Genomic DNA, 16,437 nt, shown 5'->3' on the forward strand with positions numbered 1-16,437 from the left:
CCATGACCTTGATTGAATTAATGGTTGTCTTAGTGACTGGGGTGGCGCTTTCAAGCATCATCTCGCACTTTGTCCCGGCCATTCCCATCTCACTTTTCCAAATTGCCATTGGTGTCTTGCTAGCAACCATGGGTCACATCGACGTGGAAGTCGATTCCCACTGGTTCATGATGCTTTTCGTTGCACCAATCCTGTTTAACGATTCCTGGCGCTTCCCCAAGCGAGAGCTTTGGGAGTTACGAGCACCAATTTTGCTGAATGCCATCTTGCTGGTCTTAGTGACCACCATTCTTGGTGGTTACGCCATCCACTGGCTGATTCCGCAGCTACCTCTGTCAGTTGCTTTGGCTTTGGCCGCGGTGCTGTCGCCAACCGATCCGGTGGCCGTACAAGCGATTGCCAAGCGAGTGAAGTTGCCAGAAAACCTGTTACACGTTGTGACTGGTGAAAGTCTGGTTAACGATGCAACTGGTTTGGTTTCCTTTAACACCGCGGTGAAGGCCACGGTGGCTGGTACCTTTGTGCTAGGGGATGCCCTGTTAAACTTCGCCTGGATGACGGTCGTTGGAACTATCATTGGAATTGTCCTTGGGGCGGGAATCATTACGTTCCGTAACTGGGTGTCTCAGGCTGGTCTAGCGGATGTCGTCTTTTATACGATTTTGACGATTTTGATGCCCTTCATGATTTTCTGGGCGGCCGAAGGGGTACATGCCTCCGGCTTGATTGCCGTGGTAACTGGTGGTGTGGCCGCTAAGATTTTGTCCGACCGCAAGGCCAACTTGCTCTCGGCTGAAGCGACGATTGTTTCCGTGCATTCCTGGGAAGTGATTGTCTACGTTTTGAACGGATTGATTTTCGTTCTGTTGGGAATTACCTTACCAAACGCCTTGCACAGCATCTTAAAGAACACGGCCATTGCTAACTGGCAGGCCTTTCTATATGGTTTTGCCGTTTGGTTCATCGTCTTTGCTCTGCGTGTGCTTTGGGCCTACTTCATTCAGTTGGGACAACACTGGCACCACCGTCAGACGGCTGTTTCCTTCCGTTCTGCTATCGTATCTGGTTTAACTGGTGTTCGTGGGGCGGTCACAATGGCTGCTGTTTTGACGGTGCCAACCGTCACGGCGACAGGGGCTGCCTTTGTTGGACGCGACCTGGTGATTTTTATCGCTGCGGTTGTCGTTGTGCTATCCTTAGTGATGGCCTCGATTATGTTGCCCTTGGTCACAAAGGAAGCCAGCCAGCATGATTTCACGCAGCCGGAATCGGTGACGTCGGTTAACGATAGCGATGAGCGTCCGAAGGCGGATTTGTCGGAACGGCGGGCGCGACTTTGGATTACCCGTGTGGGGATTCAGCAGTTACGTGAGATGCAGACGGAAGATAATCGTCGGATTATCCACGAATTGATTTCCCGTCGTCAAAAGTCGGCCCGTGTCTTGCGCCATAGCCTGCATGATAATCAGGATCAGTCGGACTTTGCAGCCGAAAAGGAACTGGAATTGCAGGAACTGGCTTTGCAGGCACAGCGGGACCGATTGCAGCAGTTGTTGGTCGAAGAAACAATTTCGCCTGTCACTTACGGTGTTCAAGCCAAGCGCTTGGATCAGTTTGAAGCCGACCTTGGTTCGGACCGCGATTTGGTCTGGACAAAGCGTTTGAAATGGCTTTACCGCCGTTTGCTAGCTGATATCCGAATTTGGTGGTCAGATGAAGAATCTGACACCGTCTACGAGGAATCGGGTATTGCCAAGCGGGAGATGGCTAAGGCGGCCATCAAGGCCCTGTCTGATTTTGTCAGCGGGCAGGTGGGGGATACAGTAACCCACCGAATCATTCGACAGACGGCCTATAACTTAATTGTTATCTACCGTTATCAAATCGAAATGACCAAGCACGTGCCATCCTTTGACCAGCAGGAAGAGGATGACCGCAAGCGCTTGGAATTAGAATTAAAGGCTCTGTCAGCCGAACGCGACATGGTTCAACAGCTCTACGACCAAAAGCGGATTACAAGGCAGACAAGTATTAATTTAAGACAGTATATTAACTATGCGGAGACCCGAGCTTTGGTCGGCCGTAACGAGGAGTAAAAAATGGGAATTTGGGCGTACATGACCTCAAGCAACCTGGCCCACGTGGCAGATATTTTGATCATTTGGTTCTTGTTGTACAAGGTCATTACATTTGTTGAAGGAACGCGTGCCCTCCAGATTTTATTTGGAGTTGGTGCTATTGTTCTGGTCAAAGTCATTGCCTGGTCACTCGGCCTGGTAGTGCTTTCATGGTTGATGGATCAGATTATTACCTGGGCGCCAATTGCCTTGGTAGTTGTCTTCCAGCAGGAGATTCGAAGGGGACTGGAAAGTCTGGGCCGCCGGATTACGGTTCGTAAGCAGCACCTGGATAACGAACAGGCCCGTGAATTGATTCGCGGATTAGACATGGCTTTACAGTACATGTCCAAGCGCCGTATTGGGGCCTTGATTACAATTAATGGGAAAGATTCCCTTGATGAATATATCAAGACGGGGATTCCATTGAATGCGACCGTGACCGGTCAGCTTTTGATTAACATCTTTATTCCAAACACACCATTGCACGATGGTGCGGTGATTATTAACGATGATCAGATTGCCGTGGCCGCCGCTTACTTGCCACTATCTGAGTCAACTCGTATTCCCAAAGAATTGGGAACCCGTCACCGTGCCGCCGTTGGTATTTCGGAAGCAACGGATGCTGTTACGGTTGTTGTTTCAGAAGAAACTGGAGAGGTTTCAATCACGCAACGTGGTGACCTGCTTCGTAACATGGATCAGAAGTCTTACATGAACTTCTTTGAAAAGCAGTGGGTTGAACCGGTTGAAAAGCCACGCCGATTTGCTTGGCTCCAATTCTTAACGAAAGGGAGGAAGTCATGAAAAAATTAGGTTCATCAAAAATCATTAACATTATTTTCTCCTTGCTAATGGCTATTCTGTTAGCAGCCTATGTTCTTTCAGTTAAGAACTACTCGAATTCAACAAATTCGAATAGTTATTCGTCATTAATTCCAGAAAAAAAAGCAACCCTCACGGTTCCTTTGACTTTCCAGTATGATTCAGATGACTATGTTATCGTTGGCGGTGCTTCAACGGTTTCAGTTAACGTTCAAGGTTCATCTGCCTTGGTTACTGCAGCAAAGAACCATAACGATATTGCTGCTTCCGCTGATTTGCGCGGTTTGGGCGCTGGACAGCATACGGTTAACGTGGCTTTGTCAGGCGTCAACTCATCACTATCAGCGAATGCTTCACCTCAAACGGTGACGGTTACCCTGGCTGAAAAGTCTTCTGCTAAGAAAAATGTTAAGGTTCAGTACGATGATAGCAAAATTGCTTCTGGTTACTCGGTAACGGATGAAAGCACAGACGTGAACTCTGTGACTGTTTCAGGACCAAAGACAAACGTCGATGCCGTTTCATACGTTGGGGCCGATGTTGACTTAGATAAGAACACGAAATCCAATGTATCGGAAGCTGCCAAATTGACGGCCTACGACAAGGATGGAAACGCTGTTCAAGTGACCTTATCTCAGACAAAGGCGAACGTCAAGTTGACGTTAACAAAGGCTCAGTCAAGCAAAAAGGTGCAATTAGCAGCTCAAGCTAGCTCTGGCTCACTGAGTGCTTATGATATCTCCTTTGATCCGTCAACAGTGACAATCTACGGTTCAAGTGATACACTTAATAGCATCGATACACTGCCTGTGAGCTTAGATTTATCAAATATCACAAGTAAAACGACAAAAAGTATTACGCTAGATAAACCATCCGGTGTTGATCAACTGTCTGACCAAAAAGTCTCGGTAACCATTACACCGAAATCAACGAATAATAGTTCGAGTGCCAGCTCAAGTAGCGCAAGCTCAAGTTCTAGCAGCAACTAAGACTTTTTAATGGCTGACAGTGAAACATATTTGGAGATAAAACAATGACAGAATCACAGTTAAAATATTTTGGAACAGACGGGGTCCGAGGGGTGGCCAATCAAGGTTTAACGCCTGAATTGGCCCTCTCACTTGGTCGAGCAGGGGGAGCTATTCTCACTCGTCATAACGATAATCCCGACAAGAAGCCAGTTGTTGTTGTTGGTCAAGACACACGTATTTCATCCGAGATGTTACAAGAAGCCTTGATTTCAGGACTCCTTTCAGTGGGTGTTGATGTCTTGAACTTGGGTGTGATTACAACTCCAGCCGTTGCCTACCTAGTTGAAGCCTTGGAGGCTGACGCTGGTATCCAAATTACTGCTTCACACAATCCTGCTAAGGACAACGGAATCAAGTTCTTTGGCCAAGATGGTTTTAAGCTTTCTGATGAATTAGAGGGCGAAATCGAAGCTATTTTGGATGGAGAAGATGGTGACCAATTGCCACGTCCTTCAGCCGAAGGATTGGGTGTGGTTTCTCACTATCAAGAGGGTGCTCAGAAGTACTTGGCCTTCTTGCAAAAGACGGTTCCTGCTGATTTGGCTGGTTTCCGGATTGCTTTGGATGGGGCTAACGGTGCCACATCTGATTTGTTGCCACGTTTGTTTGCTGATCTTGGCATTGACTTTGAAACGATGGGAACTGAACCCGACGGTTTGAACATCAACGACCATGTTGGGTCAACACATCCCGAAGCCCTTGTTCAAATGGTTCAAAATGGTGAATTTGACGCTGGTTTGGCCTTTGATGGCGACGGTGACCGTTTGATTGCCGTTGATGCCGAGGGAAACATTGTCGATGGTGATAAAATCATGTATATCACTGCCAAGGCTTTGAATGACCAGGGCCGTTTGAAGCACCAGACTGTTGTGTCAACGGTGATGTCAAACATCGGCTTCTACAAGGCCTTGGAAGCAGCCGGTATTTCCTCTGTTAAAACACAAGTCGGTGATCGTTACGTTATGGAAAAGATGGTCGAAGACGATGACAACTTGGGTGGGGAACAGTCCGGACACATTATTTTCCGTGACTGGGCCAAGACTGGTGACGGCCTTTTGACAGCCTTGCAACTCTTGCAGGTCATGAAGGATTCTGGCCAGACTTTGCAAGAATTGGCAGAACCAGTGACGATTTACCCACAGAAGTTGGTGAACGTGCCGGTTGCTGATAAGAAGGCAATCATGGATAACCCTGTTTTGAAGGAAAAAATTGCCGCTGTTGAAAAGCAAATGGCAGGGGACGGTCGTGTCCTTGTGCGCCCTTCAGGAACGGAAGCCTTGATTCGTGTTATGGCGGAAGCTAAGACACCTGAACTAGTGGATGGTTATGTCGCCCAACTAGTTGAAACTGTAAAAGAAATTACAGCTGAATAATGGATTTAAACCAAGAAAGCGAGTCTCGTTTTCTTGGTTTTTTCGTGTCAGTCTGGCCAAGAAAATACCGGTAAATCTGGTATAATAGTAACTAATTGAAACATGAGAGGAAGACAAAGTGTCACCAGAAGAATTCATAGACTATCTAAGTAAGAATTACCATGTCAACTTTGACAACGTGGACCTGTTAAAGGAAGCGTTGACACAACGAAACTACCTAAACGAGCATCCAAAGGAAAAGGGCCGGGACTACCAACGTCTCGAGTTCTTAGGGGATGCCATTATGCAGGCATCGGTAACAGAGTACCTTTTCAAGCGTTATCCTGACTGGGACGAAGGTCAACTTACTGAAATGCGAATCACAATGGTTCAAACCAAGTCCTTCGCACACTTTTCTCAAGTTATCCACTTGAACGAAGCCATTCGTTTGGGTAAGGGGGAAGAGATGAACGGTGCTCGCCACCGTCCTTCACTATTAGAGGATATCTGGGAAGCCTTCATTGGTGCCTTATTCTTAGATCAAGGTCAAGAAGCCGTGGTAAAGCTATTAAATCAAACAGTCTTTGCTGCCATTGACGAGCATTTCTTCGACCAATTTATTGACTTCAAGTCCCGTTTGCAAGAAAAATTGCAGGCCAAGGGAACGGTTGATATTACCTACAACATTGAAGATGAAGAACGTAATGAGGACAACAGCCAAGTCTTTAAGGTATCCGTTGCTTTGAACGGCCGTATCTTAGCCTATGGCTTTGGTTCATCAATCAAGGATGCTGAAAAGGCAGCCGCACAACAAGCATTGGTTGATCTATCTGAATAAATTGAGTAGAGAAGTATGAAACTAAAAACGCTGGAGATTATTGGCTTTAAATCTTTTGCCAATAAAACCGTCATTGACTTTCAGAAGGGGATGACGGGAATTGTCGGGCCAAATGGTTCTGGTAAATCAAATATTATTGAAGCAATCCGCTGGGTGATGGGCGAGCAGTCTGCAAAGGACTTGCGCGGTAACAAAATGGCGGACGTTATTTTTGCTGGAACAAAAGACCGTAAAGCCTTAAACCGTGCGGAAGTTTCGATTACTTTTGATAATTCAGATCACTACATTCAGTCCGATTTCTCTGAATTGCGAATTACCCGACGACTCTATCGTTCAGGTGAATCTTCTTACCAAATGAATGGGGCTGACTGCCGTTTGAAGGATATTCATGAGCTCTTCATGGATACTGGATTGGGCCGCGATGGTTTCTCCATCATCTCCCAGGGGCAGGTTGAAAAGATTTTCTCTGCTAAGCCGGAAGAACGGCGCGGTATCATCGAAGAAGTTGCTGGTGTTTACAAGTACAAGCAGAACAAAACTCAGGCCGAAAAGGACCTAGCTGTGACTGACGATAACCTCGCCCGTGTGGCGGATATCGTTCATGAAGTGGAAGGTCGTTTGACACCGCTTGAAAAGCAGGCCGAGAGTGCCAAAGAATACTTGGAAAAGCGGGAACGCTACGAGCAGTTGGACCAGGTCCGCTTGACCCGTTCCATCCTTTCTTTGCAAGGTAAAGTCGTTGCCCAGGGCAAGACTTTAGACGAAAAGAAGCAGGATGTCTCAGAAAAGCAGACTGCCTTAGCTGCTCACAAGGAGTTACTTGCTAGCACTCGTGCTGAATTAGCTTCCGTTCAAGAGGCAAAAGACCAGTTGTCACAGGACATTCTGACTAAAACGCAGCAGCGTGAGCAGATGATTGGGAACCAGAAATTGGCTTCTCAGGAGGCTGACTCCTTACAGCGTGAGTCGGAAACCTTGGTGAAGCAGCAAGCGACTTTGACCACTCAGGGTGAACAGGCCGCTTCGCAGTTAGCCGAAGTGGATGAGCAGGCAAGTTTGCTCTCAACAAAGGAAGCTGAATTAAAGAAAACGATTCAACAGATTGAAGCTAACCACGGCCAACAACAGGTTGACCGAATCAAGGCTGATTTGGAAAGTAACCGGCAGGCTTACGTGGCGGTTATGCAGGATTTGGCAACCTACCACAACAAGGTGACTTTTGAAGAGAAGGCCTTGGCGCAAAACCAGGAGCAAAAGGCTCGTAAGCAGGAGCTGTTGAAGGCTGCTGAAGAAGCATTGGCAGTTGCTCAAAAGAACTTGGCGGACTATCAAAAGGAACACCCAGACCAGCAGGCAGGGGAGAACCCTTACCTTGCGCAGTTGGATGAGGCTAAAAATCAGTTGAACCAGGCTAAGCAGTCCTATCAGGCGGCCCAGCAGGACTGGCAGAAGGCCTCCTATGATTTGGATAAGGCGCAATCAGTTTACCAGGCAGAATCATCTCTGGATGAGTACGCTGGTTTTTATCAGGGTGTTAAAAATTTGATGGCACCGGCCGTTAAGCGCAACTTCCCAGGTATTCGGGGAGTTGTGGCTGAATTGGTGGAGGTACCTCAGCAGTACACCAAGGCTGTGGAAACGGTCTTAGGTGGTGCCTTGCAGAATGTGGTTGTGGATTCAACTAAGACTGCTAAGAGCATTGTTCAATATTTGACTAAGAACCGAAAGGGACGTGTCACCCTTCTTCCTGAAGATAGTATTCGTTCCCGTACGGCCCGCGATGTCTACCGTGCCGAACAGGAACAGGGCTTCATTGGCATTGCTTCTGATTTGGTCACCATGCCAAAGGGAATGGAAAACATCCTGACCAATTTATTGGGAACGACTTTGGTTGTTCAAGACTTGGATGCGGCGACCCGTGTCGCTCGTGCTGTTCAGAACCGCTTGCGTGTGGTTTCTCTTGATGGTCAGTTGGTGAACGCTGGTGGATCGATTACCGGAGGTGCTAACCACCGTCAGGGTCCATCTGTTTTGTCACGACAGGTTGAGTTAAAGGCGAAGACGGATGCTTTGGCTGAACAAAAGGCCCGAGTTGAAAAGTTGGTTGCTTTACGTAATCAAGAACAGGCCCGTGTGAACCAGCTTTCTGATAAAGTGCAGGAGCTTTCGGCTTCCTACTACGACTTTGAAAACCAGGGTCAGCAGGTTGACTATCAGTTGACTGCTTTGAAGGATGCTTTGGCACAAGTAGAAACCAAGGTGCAAACTTTGACCCTTGATTTGGCCGATTTGAAGGCTGATGAAGAAGATAGTCAGGCGGAACTTTCGCAATCCAAGCAGGCACTGCTAGAAAAGGAAAGTGCCCAAGCCCAGGCTGAAGCGACGACCGCTGACCTAACTGAGAAGTTAAGCCAGGTGGAAGAAGAACAGGCCGGCTATCAGGAAGAAAAAGCCAACTTCCAGGCTGAAATGGCCAAGATTTCGGCTAAGCGTGAAGCGGCGCAAGCCGATAAGGAACGCTTGCAGGCCTTGTTGGCTGAATTGCAGAGTCAAACAAACGAGTTGATGACACGCCAGTCTGAAATTAAGGAACGTTTGGAACAGGCTGCAAATGGTCCGGCCTTGGCTGAACAGCTGGCTGGCTTAGAAGAAGCCCTTCAAGCCGCCGATGACCAGTCAAAGACTTTGGCAGACCGCTTCCAGAAGCTGACACAAAAAGTCAGTGAGTTGGAAGAACAACTATCTGTTCAACAAGAAACGGTGAACCAACTCTTGATGGATGAATCAAACGCTGCCCATAGTTTGCAAACCATGCAGGAAAAGTTGGGTAAGCAGGTTTCAACTTTGCAGCAGACCTATGGTTTGACTGTTCAAAGTCAAGATGATGTTAAAGAGTCTGAACTGGATGACGGTGAAATTGATAAGACTTTGGCGCAGATTAAGCGAGCCTTGGATTCCTTAGGCCCAGTTAACATTGCAGCCATCCAAGAGTACGAAGAAATTAAGGAACGTCACACTTTCTTGACTCAACAGGCCAGCGATTTGGAGCAGGCGAAGGCGACTTTGCAAGCCACCATTGATGAGATGGACCAAGAGGTGAAAGTGCGCTTTAAGGAAACCTTTGACCAAGTGGCCGAGCACTTTAAGGATGTCTTTACGAAGATGTTTGCCGGGGGCCAGGCTCAAATTGAGTTGACGGATCCCGAGCACTTGCTCACCACTGGAATTGATATTAAGGCTCAGCCCCCTGGCAAGAAGTTCCAGCAGATGTCCTTGCTATCTGGTGGGGAAAAGGCTTTGACAGCGATTTCACTACTTTTTGCCATTTTGCAGGTTCGGCCAGTGCCGTTTGCTGTTTTGGATGAAGCGGAAGCGGCCTTGGATGAAGCCAATGTTGATCGTTTTGCTGCTTATCTAAAGAACTTTGGTGGTAGCACACAGTTTATTACCATTACGCATCGTAAGGGAACAATGGTTGCCGCAACTGTTTTGTATGGTGTCACTATGCAAGAGGCCGGTGTCTCGAAGATGGTCGCCGTTAACCTAGAACAAGCTGAAGAGAAACTCGCTTAAAGGAGGGAACACATGGGACTTTTTGATATCTTTAAAAAGAAGAAGCAGGAAGAACCGGTCGTTCAACCGGAAGAGGACAAAAAAGAAGAATCTGTTCAACATGAGTCTGAAGAATCTGAACAGGTTGAAGCTGTTGAAGAAGCCGAGGAGCAGACGGAAGATGATTCTGCCCCAGTTGTTTCAGACGAACAGGAAGATGAAGAAGATTCCGATGAGAAAACTGTCTTAGAAGCAGTGGATGCAACGGAAGAAAAGATTGAAAAATCAACGGCATTAGATGCAGAATCAGTTGAACAAGAAGCTCCTGTTGCTGCTGTAGAAGACTCATCTGAAAAAGCAGATGAATCAGTTGCAGAGGACGAAGAAGATCGTGCGGCCGAATTGTCAGTAGCTGACTTGGAAGAAGTTTCTGATCAGGCTGATGAAGAATCTGACGATAACGTTGAGGAAGAGGAATCAAAGCTCGAAGAAGAGAACGAACAAGCCGTTTACGAAAAGGGCTTGACGCAATCTCGTAAGGGATTTGCGGACCGTTTCAACCGTTTCTTGGCTAACTTCCGTTCGGTTGATGAAGATTTCTTTGAAGATTTAGAAGACACCTTGATTGGGGCCGACTTGGGCTTTGATTTGGCCATTAGTATTTCAAACAAGGTTCGTGAAGAAGTCAAACTTGAAAACATCAAGGATAAGGGAGCCATTCGTGACTTAATTATCCGTTTGATGGTTGAATCCTACGAAGAACAGGGGAAGGAAGAAGACCAGAGCATGCATTTTGCACCTGCTGGTCAGCCAACGGTCATTCTCTTTGTTGGTGTCAACGGTGTTGGTAAGACGACAACCGTTGGAAAGATGGCCCAGCGTTATAAGGACGAAGGAAAGTCGATTATGTTGGCAGCTGCCGATACCTTCCGTGCTGGAGCGGTTAAGCAGTTACAAGAATGGGGTAATCGTGCTGATGTGCCGGTTGTCTCAGGCCCTGAAAAGGCGGATCCATCATCTGTTGTCTATCAAGCCGTCGAACGTGCTAAGAACGAACAGGTCGATGTGTTATTTGTTGATACGGCCGGTCGTTTGCAAAACAACGTGAACTTGATGCAAGAGTTGGCGAAGATGAACCGTGTGATTAAGAAAGTCCTACCAGATGCACCGCAAGAAGTGCTTTTGGTGCTGGATGCCACGACTGGGCAAAATGCCTTACAGCAGGCTAAGTTATTCAAGGATTCATCTGAAGTTACTGGATTGGTTTTGACCAAGATGGACGGAACCGCCAAGGGTGGTATCGTCTTTGCCATCCGTGACCAACTCCACCTTCCTGTGAAGTGGATTGGCTTTGGGGAAAAGGCTTCTGATTTACGTGTCTTTTCCGCCGAAGACTTTGTTTACGGACTCTTTAAAGACTTGGTACAAGGCTAATGGATATTGAGCAGAAGAACAAAGTGAACGGCCTGCTTGCCTTTTACGGGGATCTACTGGCTAAGAAGCAGCGGGCTTACTTGCAGTACTACTGCGAGGACGACTTTTCAATCATCGAAATTGCCGAAGAGGAGCAGGTTTCTCGTCAGGCGGTTTCGGATAACTTGAAAAAGGGTTGTGAGGCCCTGGACCATTACGAAGAAGTGTTGTCACTCTACCAGGATTCACTGAAACGACAGGCATTGGAGGAGAATCTTCTAGCCTACGTTGGTGCACACTATGAGCAGGACCAGAAATTAAAAGAATTAATTAGCCAAATGGTTAATCAAGAAATCAATTAAAGAAGGGGGCAACTGGGTTTGACCCAGTTAGCAGATTATGGCTTTTGAAAACTTAACAGACCGCCTATCGAAGGCGCTCAAAAACCTAACCGGTAAGGGAAAGATTCATGAAGAAGACCTTCAAGCATCTTTGAAGGAAATCCGCTTGGCTTTGTTGGAAGCCGATGTTTCTTACCCAACCGTCAAGAAGTTTATCGCGGCAATCAAGGAAAAGGCGAAGGGCGCCGAAATTCTTGATGGCTTGAACGCACCTCAGCAAGTTGTCAAGATTGTGAACGACGAATTGACAGCCTTGATGGGTGAAGAAGCCGTTCCGTTGAACAAGTCCGAAAAGATTCCAACCATTATCATGATGGCCGGACTTCAGGGTGCTGGTAAGACGACGACGGTTGCTAAGCTTGCCTACAAGTTGAAACGCGAAGAAAACGCTCGTCCAGTGTTGATTGCAGCCGATGTTTACCGTCCAGCTGCCATCGACCAGTTGGAAGTCTTGGGTAAGGATCTAGACATTCCTGTTTTCTCTGAGGGAACGGATGTTGACCCACGTAAAATCGTTGAAGATGGATTGGCAGAAGCCAAGGCCAAGAACAACGACTACGTCTTCATCGATACGGCCGGTCGTTTGCAAATTGATGAAGCCTTGATGAACGAGTTGAAGGACATTGCAAAGATTGCCAAGCCAGATGAAATCTTGCTGACGGTCGATGCGATGACTGGTCAGAACGCAACGGAAACGGCGGAAGGCTTTGCTAACGCCCTTGATTTGACCGGTGTTGTTTTGACAAAGTTGGACGGGGACACCCGTGGTGGTGCCGCCCTTTCAATTCGTGACGTAACGGGTAAGCCAATTAAGTTCGTTGGACAAGGTGAAAAGCCTACCGACCTTGATGTCTTCTACCCTGATCGTATGGCCTCCCGTATCCTTGGAATGGGGGACATGCTGACTTTCATCGAAAAGGCACAACGCGAAGTCGATGAAAAGAAGCAGGCTGAGCAATTGGAGAAGATGCGTCAAAACACCTTCGATTTCAACGACTTCGTTGACCAATTGCGTCAGGTTCAAAACATGGGCCCAATGGAAGACTTGATCAAGATGATTCCTGGTATGGCTGGAAACCCTGCTTTGAAGAACTTGAGCATTGACCCTAAGACTTTCACACACATGGAAGCCATTGTCTCATCAATGACCAAGCAGGAACGAGAAAACCCTGATTTGTTGAACCCATCACGCCGTCGCCGTTTGGCAGCCGGTGCTGGTCGCCCAATTGTTGAAGTTAACAAGATGCTGAAGCAGTTTGACCAGATGAAGAAGATGATGAACCAGGCCACGAAGGGAAACTTCTCTGGCATGGAACAAATGATGGGTGGCGCCGGTATGGACATGTCATCCATGATGGGTGGCGCTGGTATGCCTGGTGGTAACTTTGGACAAAAGGTTCAAAAATTTGCCATGAAGCAGGCTGCTCGTAAAATGAAAAAGATGAAGAAGAAGCGCGGTAAGAAGTAAGAAACTTAAGAGTTTGTCTTATAACTAGTACTCTAGGAGAAGGTTCATGACAGTTCAGTTAATTGCAACGGATTTAGATGCGACTTTTTTAAATGATGAAAAGGGCTTTGACCACGCCTTGTATAACGAGATGGTTCAAAAGGTGAAGGCTGCCGGAGGTATCTTCGTTGTCGCCACTGGGAACCACCCCGCCAAAGTGAGCCATTTTTTCGATGGGGTTGACCAATCCTATACGTTGATTGCTAACAACGGTGCTGAAGTAGTGGGTGCTAAGGGAAATGTTTTAGCAACCTATGCTATTGAAAGCTCAGCCTTCGCCCCCGTTGTTGAGGAAGTGACTGCTGAAGCTGACCGTGCCGAAATGGGGCTCGTTTTCACTGGGACTGACAAGGCTTTCATGTTGAAGTCACAGGCTGATTATGGCTTGGGCCGTGATAAGGCGGCATCTTACTTTAAGTCTTTGACTTTTATTGATGATTTATCTGAAATTGATGAACCAATCCTCAAGATGACGGTTAATCTGCCTGACTATGAGTTACCATTTATTAAGCAAATTGAAGCAATGAACTTACCTGTCCACATTACTACTTCAGGTTATGGAGCCATTGATTTAGTGGCACCAAATGTGAATAAGGGGGTTGCCTTAGCTGACCTAAGCAAACGTTTAGGAATTAAGGCTGAGAATATGGCTGCCTTTGGGGATGGCTTGAATGATTTAGAGATGTTGAACTACGTTGGTCATCCCTTTATCATGCCAAATGCCGATCCGCTATTACGCGGTCGTGGATTTGAAACAGAAGTTGCGGATAATAACCATGATGGTGTATTAAAGACAATCTTACAAAAATTATTCTAGAGGACTTCTGGTTGACATGTTGTTTTAGTAAACTAGGGGTATCGACAGAGGGAGAGAGTCATGAAGGAGAAAATTCGGAAGTACTTGCACCGCTTTTTCGGTTTGTTAACCATCGTCTTAGCCTGTTTGCTGGCCTGGCAGTGGGTTCAGAGTCAACCTGCAACTAGCCCGGTTAAGAAGACGACCAAGAAGGTATTAACACAAAAGCAAGGAAAGTATTCTACTAAAGAGCGGTCATCCTTAAAGGATGGGGTTGGTACGCAGGATCAGCAGAGTTTAGGGTTAACCAAACAGGGTTATGTAGCGATACCTAATCTCAGCATTCTATTACCAATTTACGACAACGCTTATTCTAAGGTTGCCTTGGATAAGGGTGCGAACACCGCTCAAAAGGATACGGCTGTTCCTGTTATGGGACAGGGAAACTACACCCTGGCTGCTCATAATTGGAACAACGGCTATACCGGATTTTCTGCTCTGCAACAAAAGTTGAATCAAAATGCCCCTTACGAAAACGCTGATGGGACGCTTGGTAATTCCGATTGGTTGAACGGCACGATGATTTATTTGGCCAATAGCAATGGTATTTACCGCTATCAAATCACCGGTCAGACAACGGTTGATCAAAACGATTCATCGGTTTTGAATCCTGATGATCGAATTGATAAGAAGGCTAAGGTAACGATTATCACCTGTCTTTTCCCTGATACAACGAAGCGTATTATTACGAATGCCAAGTACGTTGGTTACCATAGTTGGACTCAAGCGAAGAGCGATGAACTTGGTTACTTTGACTTGTCGAAGCAAAAGACGAATATCTTACCCTAAGGGAGCACAGTGATGTACGAATATTTTAAGGGTCGAATTACTCAGATTACACCTGGAGCAATCGTGCTTGAAACAAAGGATGGCATTGGGTATAAAATCTATCCGGCTAATCCCTATCATTTTGAAGTGAACCAAGAGGCCCAGGTCTTTGTCGAACAAATCGTTCGTGAAACAGAATTGTCACTGTATGGTTTTGCGACGCTGACTGAAAAGCAGCTCTTTAACAAGCTATTGAACGTTTCTGGTATTGGCCCAAAGTCGGCCTTGGCCATTCTAGCCGGGGCCAAGCCCGCCGATTTGGTTGCTGCCATTGAAAATAGCCAGGTTGCTTACTTGACTCAGTTCCCAGGTGTTGGAAAGAAAACGGCTCAGCAAATTGTTTTGGACTTATCCGGTAAAATGGATGACTTCTCAAGTTTGGTTGACCAAACGAGTACGACTTTTGCAGATGCAAAAAGCACTGACCCGGTACCTTCACGGTCGAACCTCGAGGACGCTTTGGCGGCCTTGGAGGCTTTGGGATATGCCAGTCGTGATTTGACCAAGGTGAAGAAGGCCTTAGTCGGTGAAGCTGGTAGCACTTCTGATTTAATTTCCAAAGGGTTGACACTTTTGGTACAAGGATAATCGGACTATCGTTTTTTAAGAGCGAAATGAAAAAGAAAATGGAGTAGATATGGTGATAATTACAGCGGGGATGATTGGTGTCGGAAAGACAACCTTAACAGAATTAGTTGCAAAGCACTTCGGCACACAGGCTTTCTTTGAACCAGTAGGGGATAACCCTGTTTTGCCACTCTACTATAAGGATCCTAAGCAGTATGGTTTCTTGCTCCAGATTTTCTTCTTGAACCGTCGTTTTTCAATGATTAAGAAGGCTTTGGCAGATAACAACAACGTCTTGGATCGTTCAATTTATGAAGACGAACTCTTTACGGAAGAGAACCATAAGGACGGGAACATTTCTGATATGGAAATGGATGTCTACCATGATTTGATTACACGTATGATGGCGGAGTTGGACGAACTGCCAAAGAAGGCACCGGACCTTATGGTTTATGCGGATGCTGACTTTGATACCATTCTGCACCGCATTAAGAAGCGCGGTCGTGACTACGAGCAGTTCGAAGATAATGATGAGCTATACAACTATTATCACAAGATGTGGGAAGCTTATCAGGGTTGGTACGACTCATACGATAAGTCACCAAAGATGCGTGTCGATTTGCAAAAGTACGATTTGGAAGATCCTAAGAACCAAGAAATCGTCTTGAAGCAGATTGAAGATGAATTGAAGAAGATTCGTTAATAATATCTACAATAAAAAAGCCATCCGAATGGATGGCTTTTTTATTGTGCTAATGTTTACTTTGATTCGGCTTGCTTTGCCAAGAGTTCCTTGATTTCGCGAAGGGTAACCAATTCGTCAGATGGCTTGGCGGCTTCCTTAGCCTTTGGCTTCAAAACCGTCTTGTTCAAGAACTTAACGATTAAGAAGACAACGAAGGCAGTAATCAAGAAGGTAATTGTATCGTTAATGAATGAACCGTAAGTAAAGACTAAGTTTGATGAAACACGTAACTTCAATTCGGTCAATGAATGGTCAGAACCTGTAAAGAACCCGAGAAGGGGGTTGATGAGGTTATTGGTAAATGATTTTACCAATGTCGTGAATGCACCACCAATGATAACACCAATGGCCATGTCAACGATATTTCCGCGGTTAATGAACTGTTTGAATTCTTGTAAGATTTTC

The 16,437-nt window shown here is 46.4% G+C and carries 14 protein-coding genes; 13 read left to right on the top strand and 1 reads right to left on the bottom strand.

Going from position 1 to position 16,437, the window contains the following annotated elements:
- The first annotated feature begins 2 nt into the window (after positions 1-2).
- From H7198_RS01400 to H7198_RS01460, 13 genes are all read left to right on the top strand, one after another.
- Positions 3-2,096, top strand: a complete 2,094-nt coding sequence (locus H7198_RS01400) for a cation:proton antiporter (RefSeq protein WP_274458018.1) — start codon at positions 3-5, stop codon at positions 2,094-2,096.
- A gap of 3 nt (positions 2,097-2,099) precedes the next feature.
- On the top strand, positions 2,100-2,924 hold the full coding sequence (gene cdaA, locus H7198_RS01405) for a diadenylate cyclase CdaA (RefSeq protein ID WP_274458019.1): 825 nt from the start codon (positions 2,100-2,102) through the stop codon (positions 2,922-2,924).
- Entirely contained in the window at positions 2,921-3,931 is a 1,011-nt protein-coding gene (locus H7198_RS01410) for a CdaR family protein (RefSeq protein WP_274458020.1), read from the top strand. Before cdaA ends, H7198_RS01410 begins: the two co-directional genes overlap by 4 nt.
- Before the next feature lie 44 nt (positions 3,932-3,975).
- Positions 3,976-5,346, top strand: coding sequence for a phosphoglucosamine mutase (gene glmM / locus H7198_RS01415; RefSeq protein ID WP_274458021.1), 1,371 nt, complete (start codon positions 3,976-3,978; stop codon positions 5,344-5,346).
- 136 nt (positions 5,347-5,482) lie between these two features.
- Positions 5,483-6,163 carry a ribonuclease III gene (gene rnc, locus H7198_RS01420; RefSeq protein WP_441316737.1) on the top strand — a complete coding sequence of 227 codons (681 nt, stop codon included), beginning with the start codon at positions 5,483-5,485 and terminating at the stop codon, positions 6,161-6,163.
- Positions 6,164-6,178: 15 nt separating this feature from the next.
- A complete protein-coding gene (smc, locus tag H7198_RS01425; RefSeq protein ID WP_274458023.1) occupies positions 6,179-9,736 on the top strand; it encodes a chromosome segregation protein SMC in 3,558 nt (1,185 codons plus the stop codon).
- Positions 9,737-9,748: 12 nt separating this feature from the next.
- Positions 9,749-11,149 carry a signal recognition particle-docking protein FtsY gene (gene ftsY / locus H7198_RS01430; RefSeq protein WP_274458025.1) on the top strand — a complete coding sequence of 467 codons (1,401 nt, stop codon included), beginning with the start codon at positions 9,749-9,751 and terminating at the stop codon, positions 11,147-11,149.
- On the top strand, positions 11,149-11,490 hold the full coding sequence (ylxM, locus tag H7198_RS01435; protein ID WP_274458026.1) for a YlxM family DNA-binding protein: 342 nt from the start codon (positions 11,149-11,151) through the stop codon (positions 11,488-11,490). The genes ftsY and ylxM overlap by 1 nt, the downstream gene beginning before the upstream one ends.
- Positions 11,491-11,527: 37 nt before the next feature.
- Positions 11,528-12,997, top strand: coding sequence for a signal recognition particle protein (ffh, locus tag H7198_RS01440; protein WP_274458027.1), 1,470 nt, complete (start codon positions 11,528-11,530; stop codon positions 12,995-12,997).
- 46 nt (positions 12,998-13,043) lie between these two features.
- A complete protein-coding gene (locus H7198_RS01445) occupies positions 13,044-13,853 on the top strand; it encodes an HAD-IIB family hydrolase (protein ID WP_274458028.1) in 810 nt (269 codons plus the stop codon).
- 60 nt (positions 13,854-13,913) lie between these two features.
- Positions 13,914-14,681: a class A sortase gene (locus H7198_RS01450; protein WP_274458029.1), complete on the top strand. Its 768-nt coding sequence runs from the start codon at positions 13,914-13,916 to the stop codon at positions 14,679-14,681.
- A gap of 12 nt (positions 14,682-14,693) precedes the next feature.
- Positions 14,694-15,308 carry a Holliday junction branch migration protein RuvA gene (gene ruvA, locus H7198_RS01455; RefSeq protein ID WP_274458030.1) on the top strand — a complete coding sequence of 205 codons (615 nt, stop codon included), beginning with the start codon at positions 14,694-14,696 and terminating at the stop codon, positions 15,306-15,308.
- 49 nt (positions 15,309-15,357) lie between these two features.
- A complete protein-coding gene (locus tag H7198_RS01460) occupies positions 15,358-15,990 on the top strand; it encodes a deoxynucleoside kinase (RefSeq protein ID WP_274458031.1) in 633 nt (210 codons plus the stop codon).
- Positions 15,991-16,046: 56 nt separating this feature from the next.
- Here the strand turns inward: H7198_RS01460 and mscL are convergent, their stop codons facing one another.
- Positions 16,047-16,433, bottom strand: a complete 387-nt coding sequence (mscL, locus tag H7198_RS01465; protein ID WP_274458057.1) for a large conductance mechanosensitive channel protein MscL — start codon at positions 16,431-16,433, stop codon at positions 16,047-16,049.
- Positions 16,434-16,437: the final 4 nt, after the last annotated feature.

The sequence above is a fragment of the Fructobacillus sp. CRL 2054 genome (assembly GCF_028764065.1).
Taxonomy (GTDB): Bacteria; Bacillota; Bacilli; order Lactobacillales; family Lactobacillaceae; genus Fructobacillus.

Coding starts and splice junctions, on each gene's coding strand:
- H7198_RS01400 (WP_274458018.1), top strand. CDS start 3: ATGACCTTGATTGAATTAATGGTTGTCTTAGTGACTGGGGTGGCGCTT.
- cdaA (WP_274458019.1), top strand. CDS start 2,100: ATGGGAATTTGGGCGTACATGACCTCAAGCAACCTGGCCCACGTGGCA.
- H7198_RS01410 (WP_274458020.1), top strand. CDS start 2,921: ATGAAAAAATTAGGTTCATCAAAAATCATTAACATTATTTTCTCCTTG.
- glmM (WP_274458021.1), top strand. CDS start 3,976: ATGACAGAATCACAGTTAAAATATTTTGGAACAGACGGGGTCCGAGGG.
- smc (WP_274458023.1), top strand. CDS start 6,179: ATGAAACTAAAAACGCTGGAGATTATTGGCTTTAAATCTTTTGCCAAT.
- ftsY (WP_274458025.1), top strand. CDS start 9,749: ATGGGACTTTTTGATATCTTTAAAAAGAAGAAGCAGGAAGAACCGGTC.
- ylxM (WP_274458026.1), top strand. CDS start 11,149: ATGGATATTGAGCAGAAGAACAAAGTGAACGGCCTGCTTGCCTTTTAC.
- ffh (WP_274458027.1), top strand. CDS start 11,528: ATGGCTTTTGAAAACTTAACAGACCGCCTATCGAAGGCGCTCAAAAAC.
- H7198_RS01445 (WP_274458028.1), top strand. CDS start 13,044: ATGACAGTTCAGTTAATTGCAACGGATTTAGATGCGACTTTTTTAAAT.
- H7198_RS01450 (WP_274458029.1), top strand. CDS start 13,914: ATGAAGGAGAAAATTCGGAAGTACTTGCACCGCTTTTTCGGTTTGTTA.
- ruvA (WP_274458030.1), top strand. CDS start 14,694: ATGTACGAATATTTTAAGGGTCGAATTACTCAGATTACACCTGGAGCA.
- H7198_RS01460 (WP_274458031.1), top strand. CDS start 15,358: ATGGTGATAATTACAGCGGGGATGATTGGTGTCGGAAAGACAACCTTA.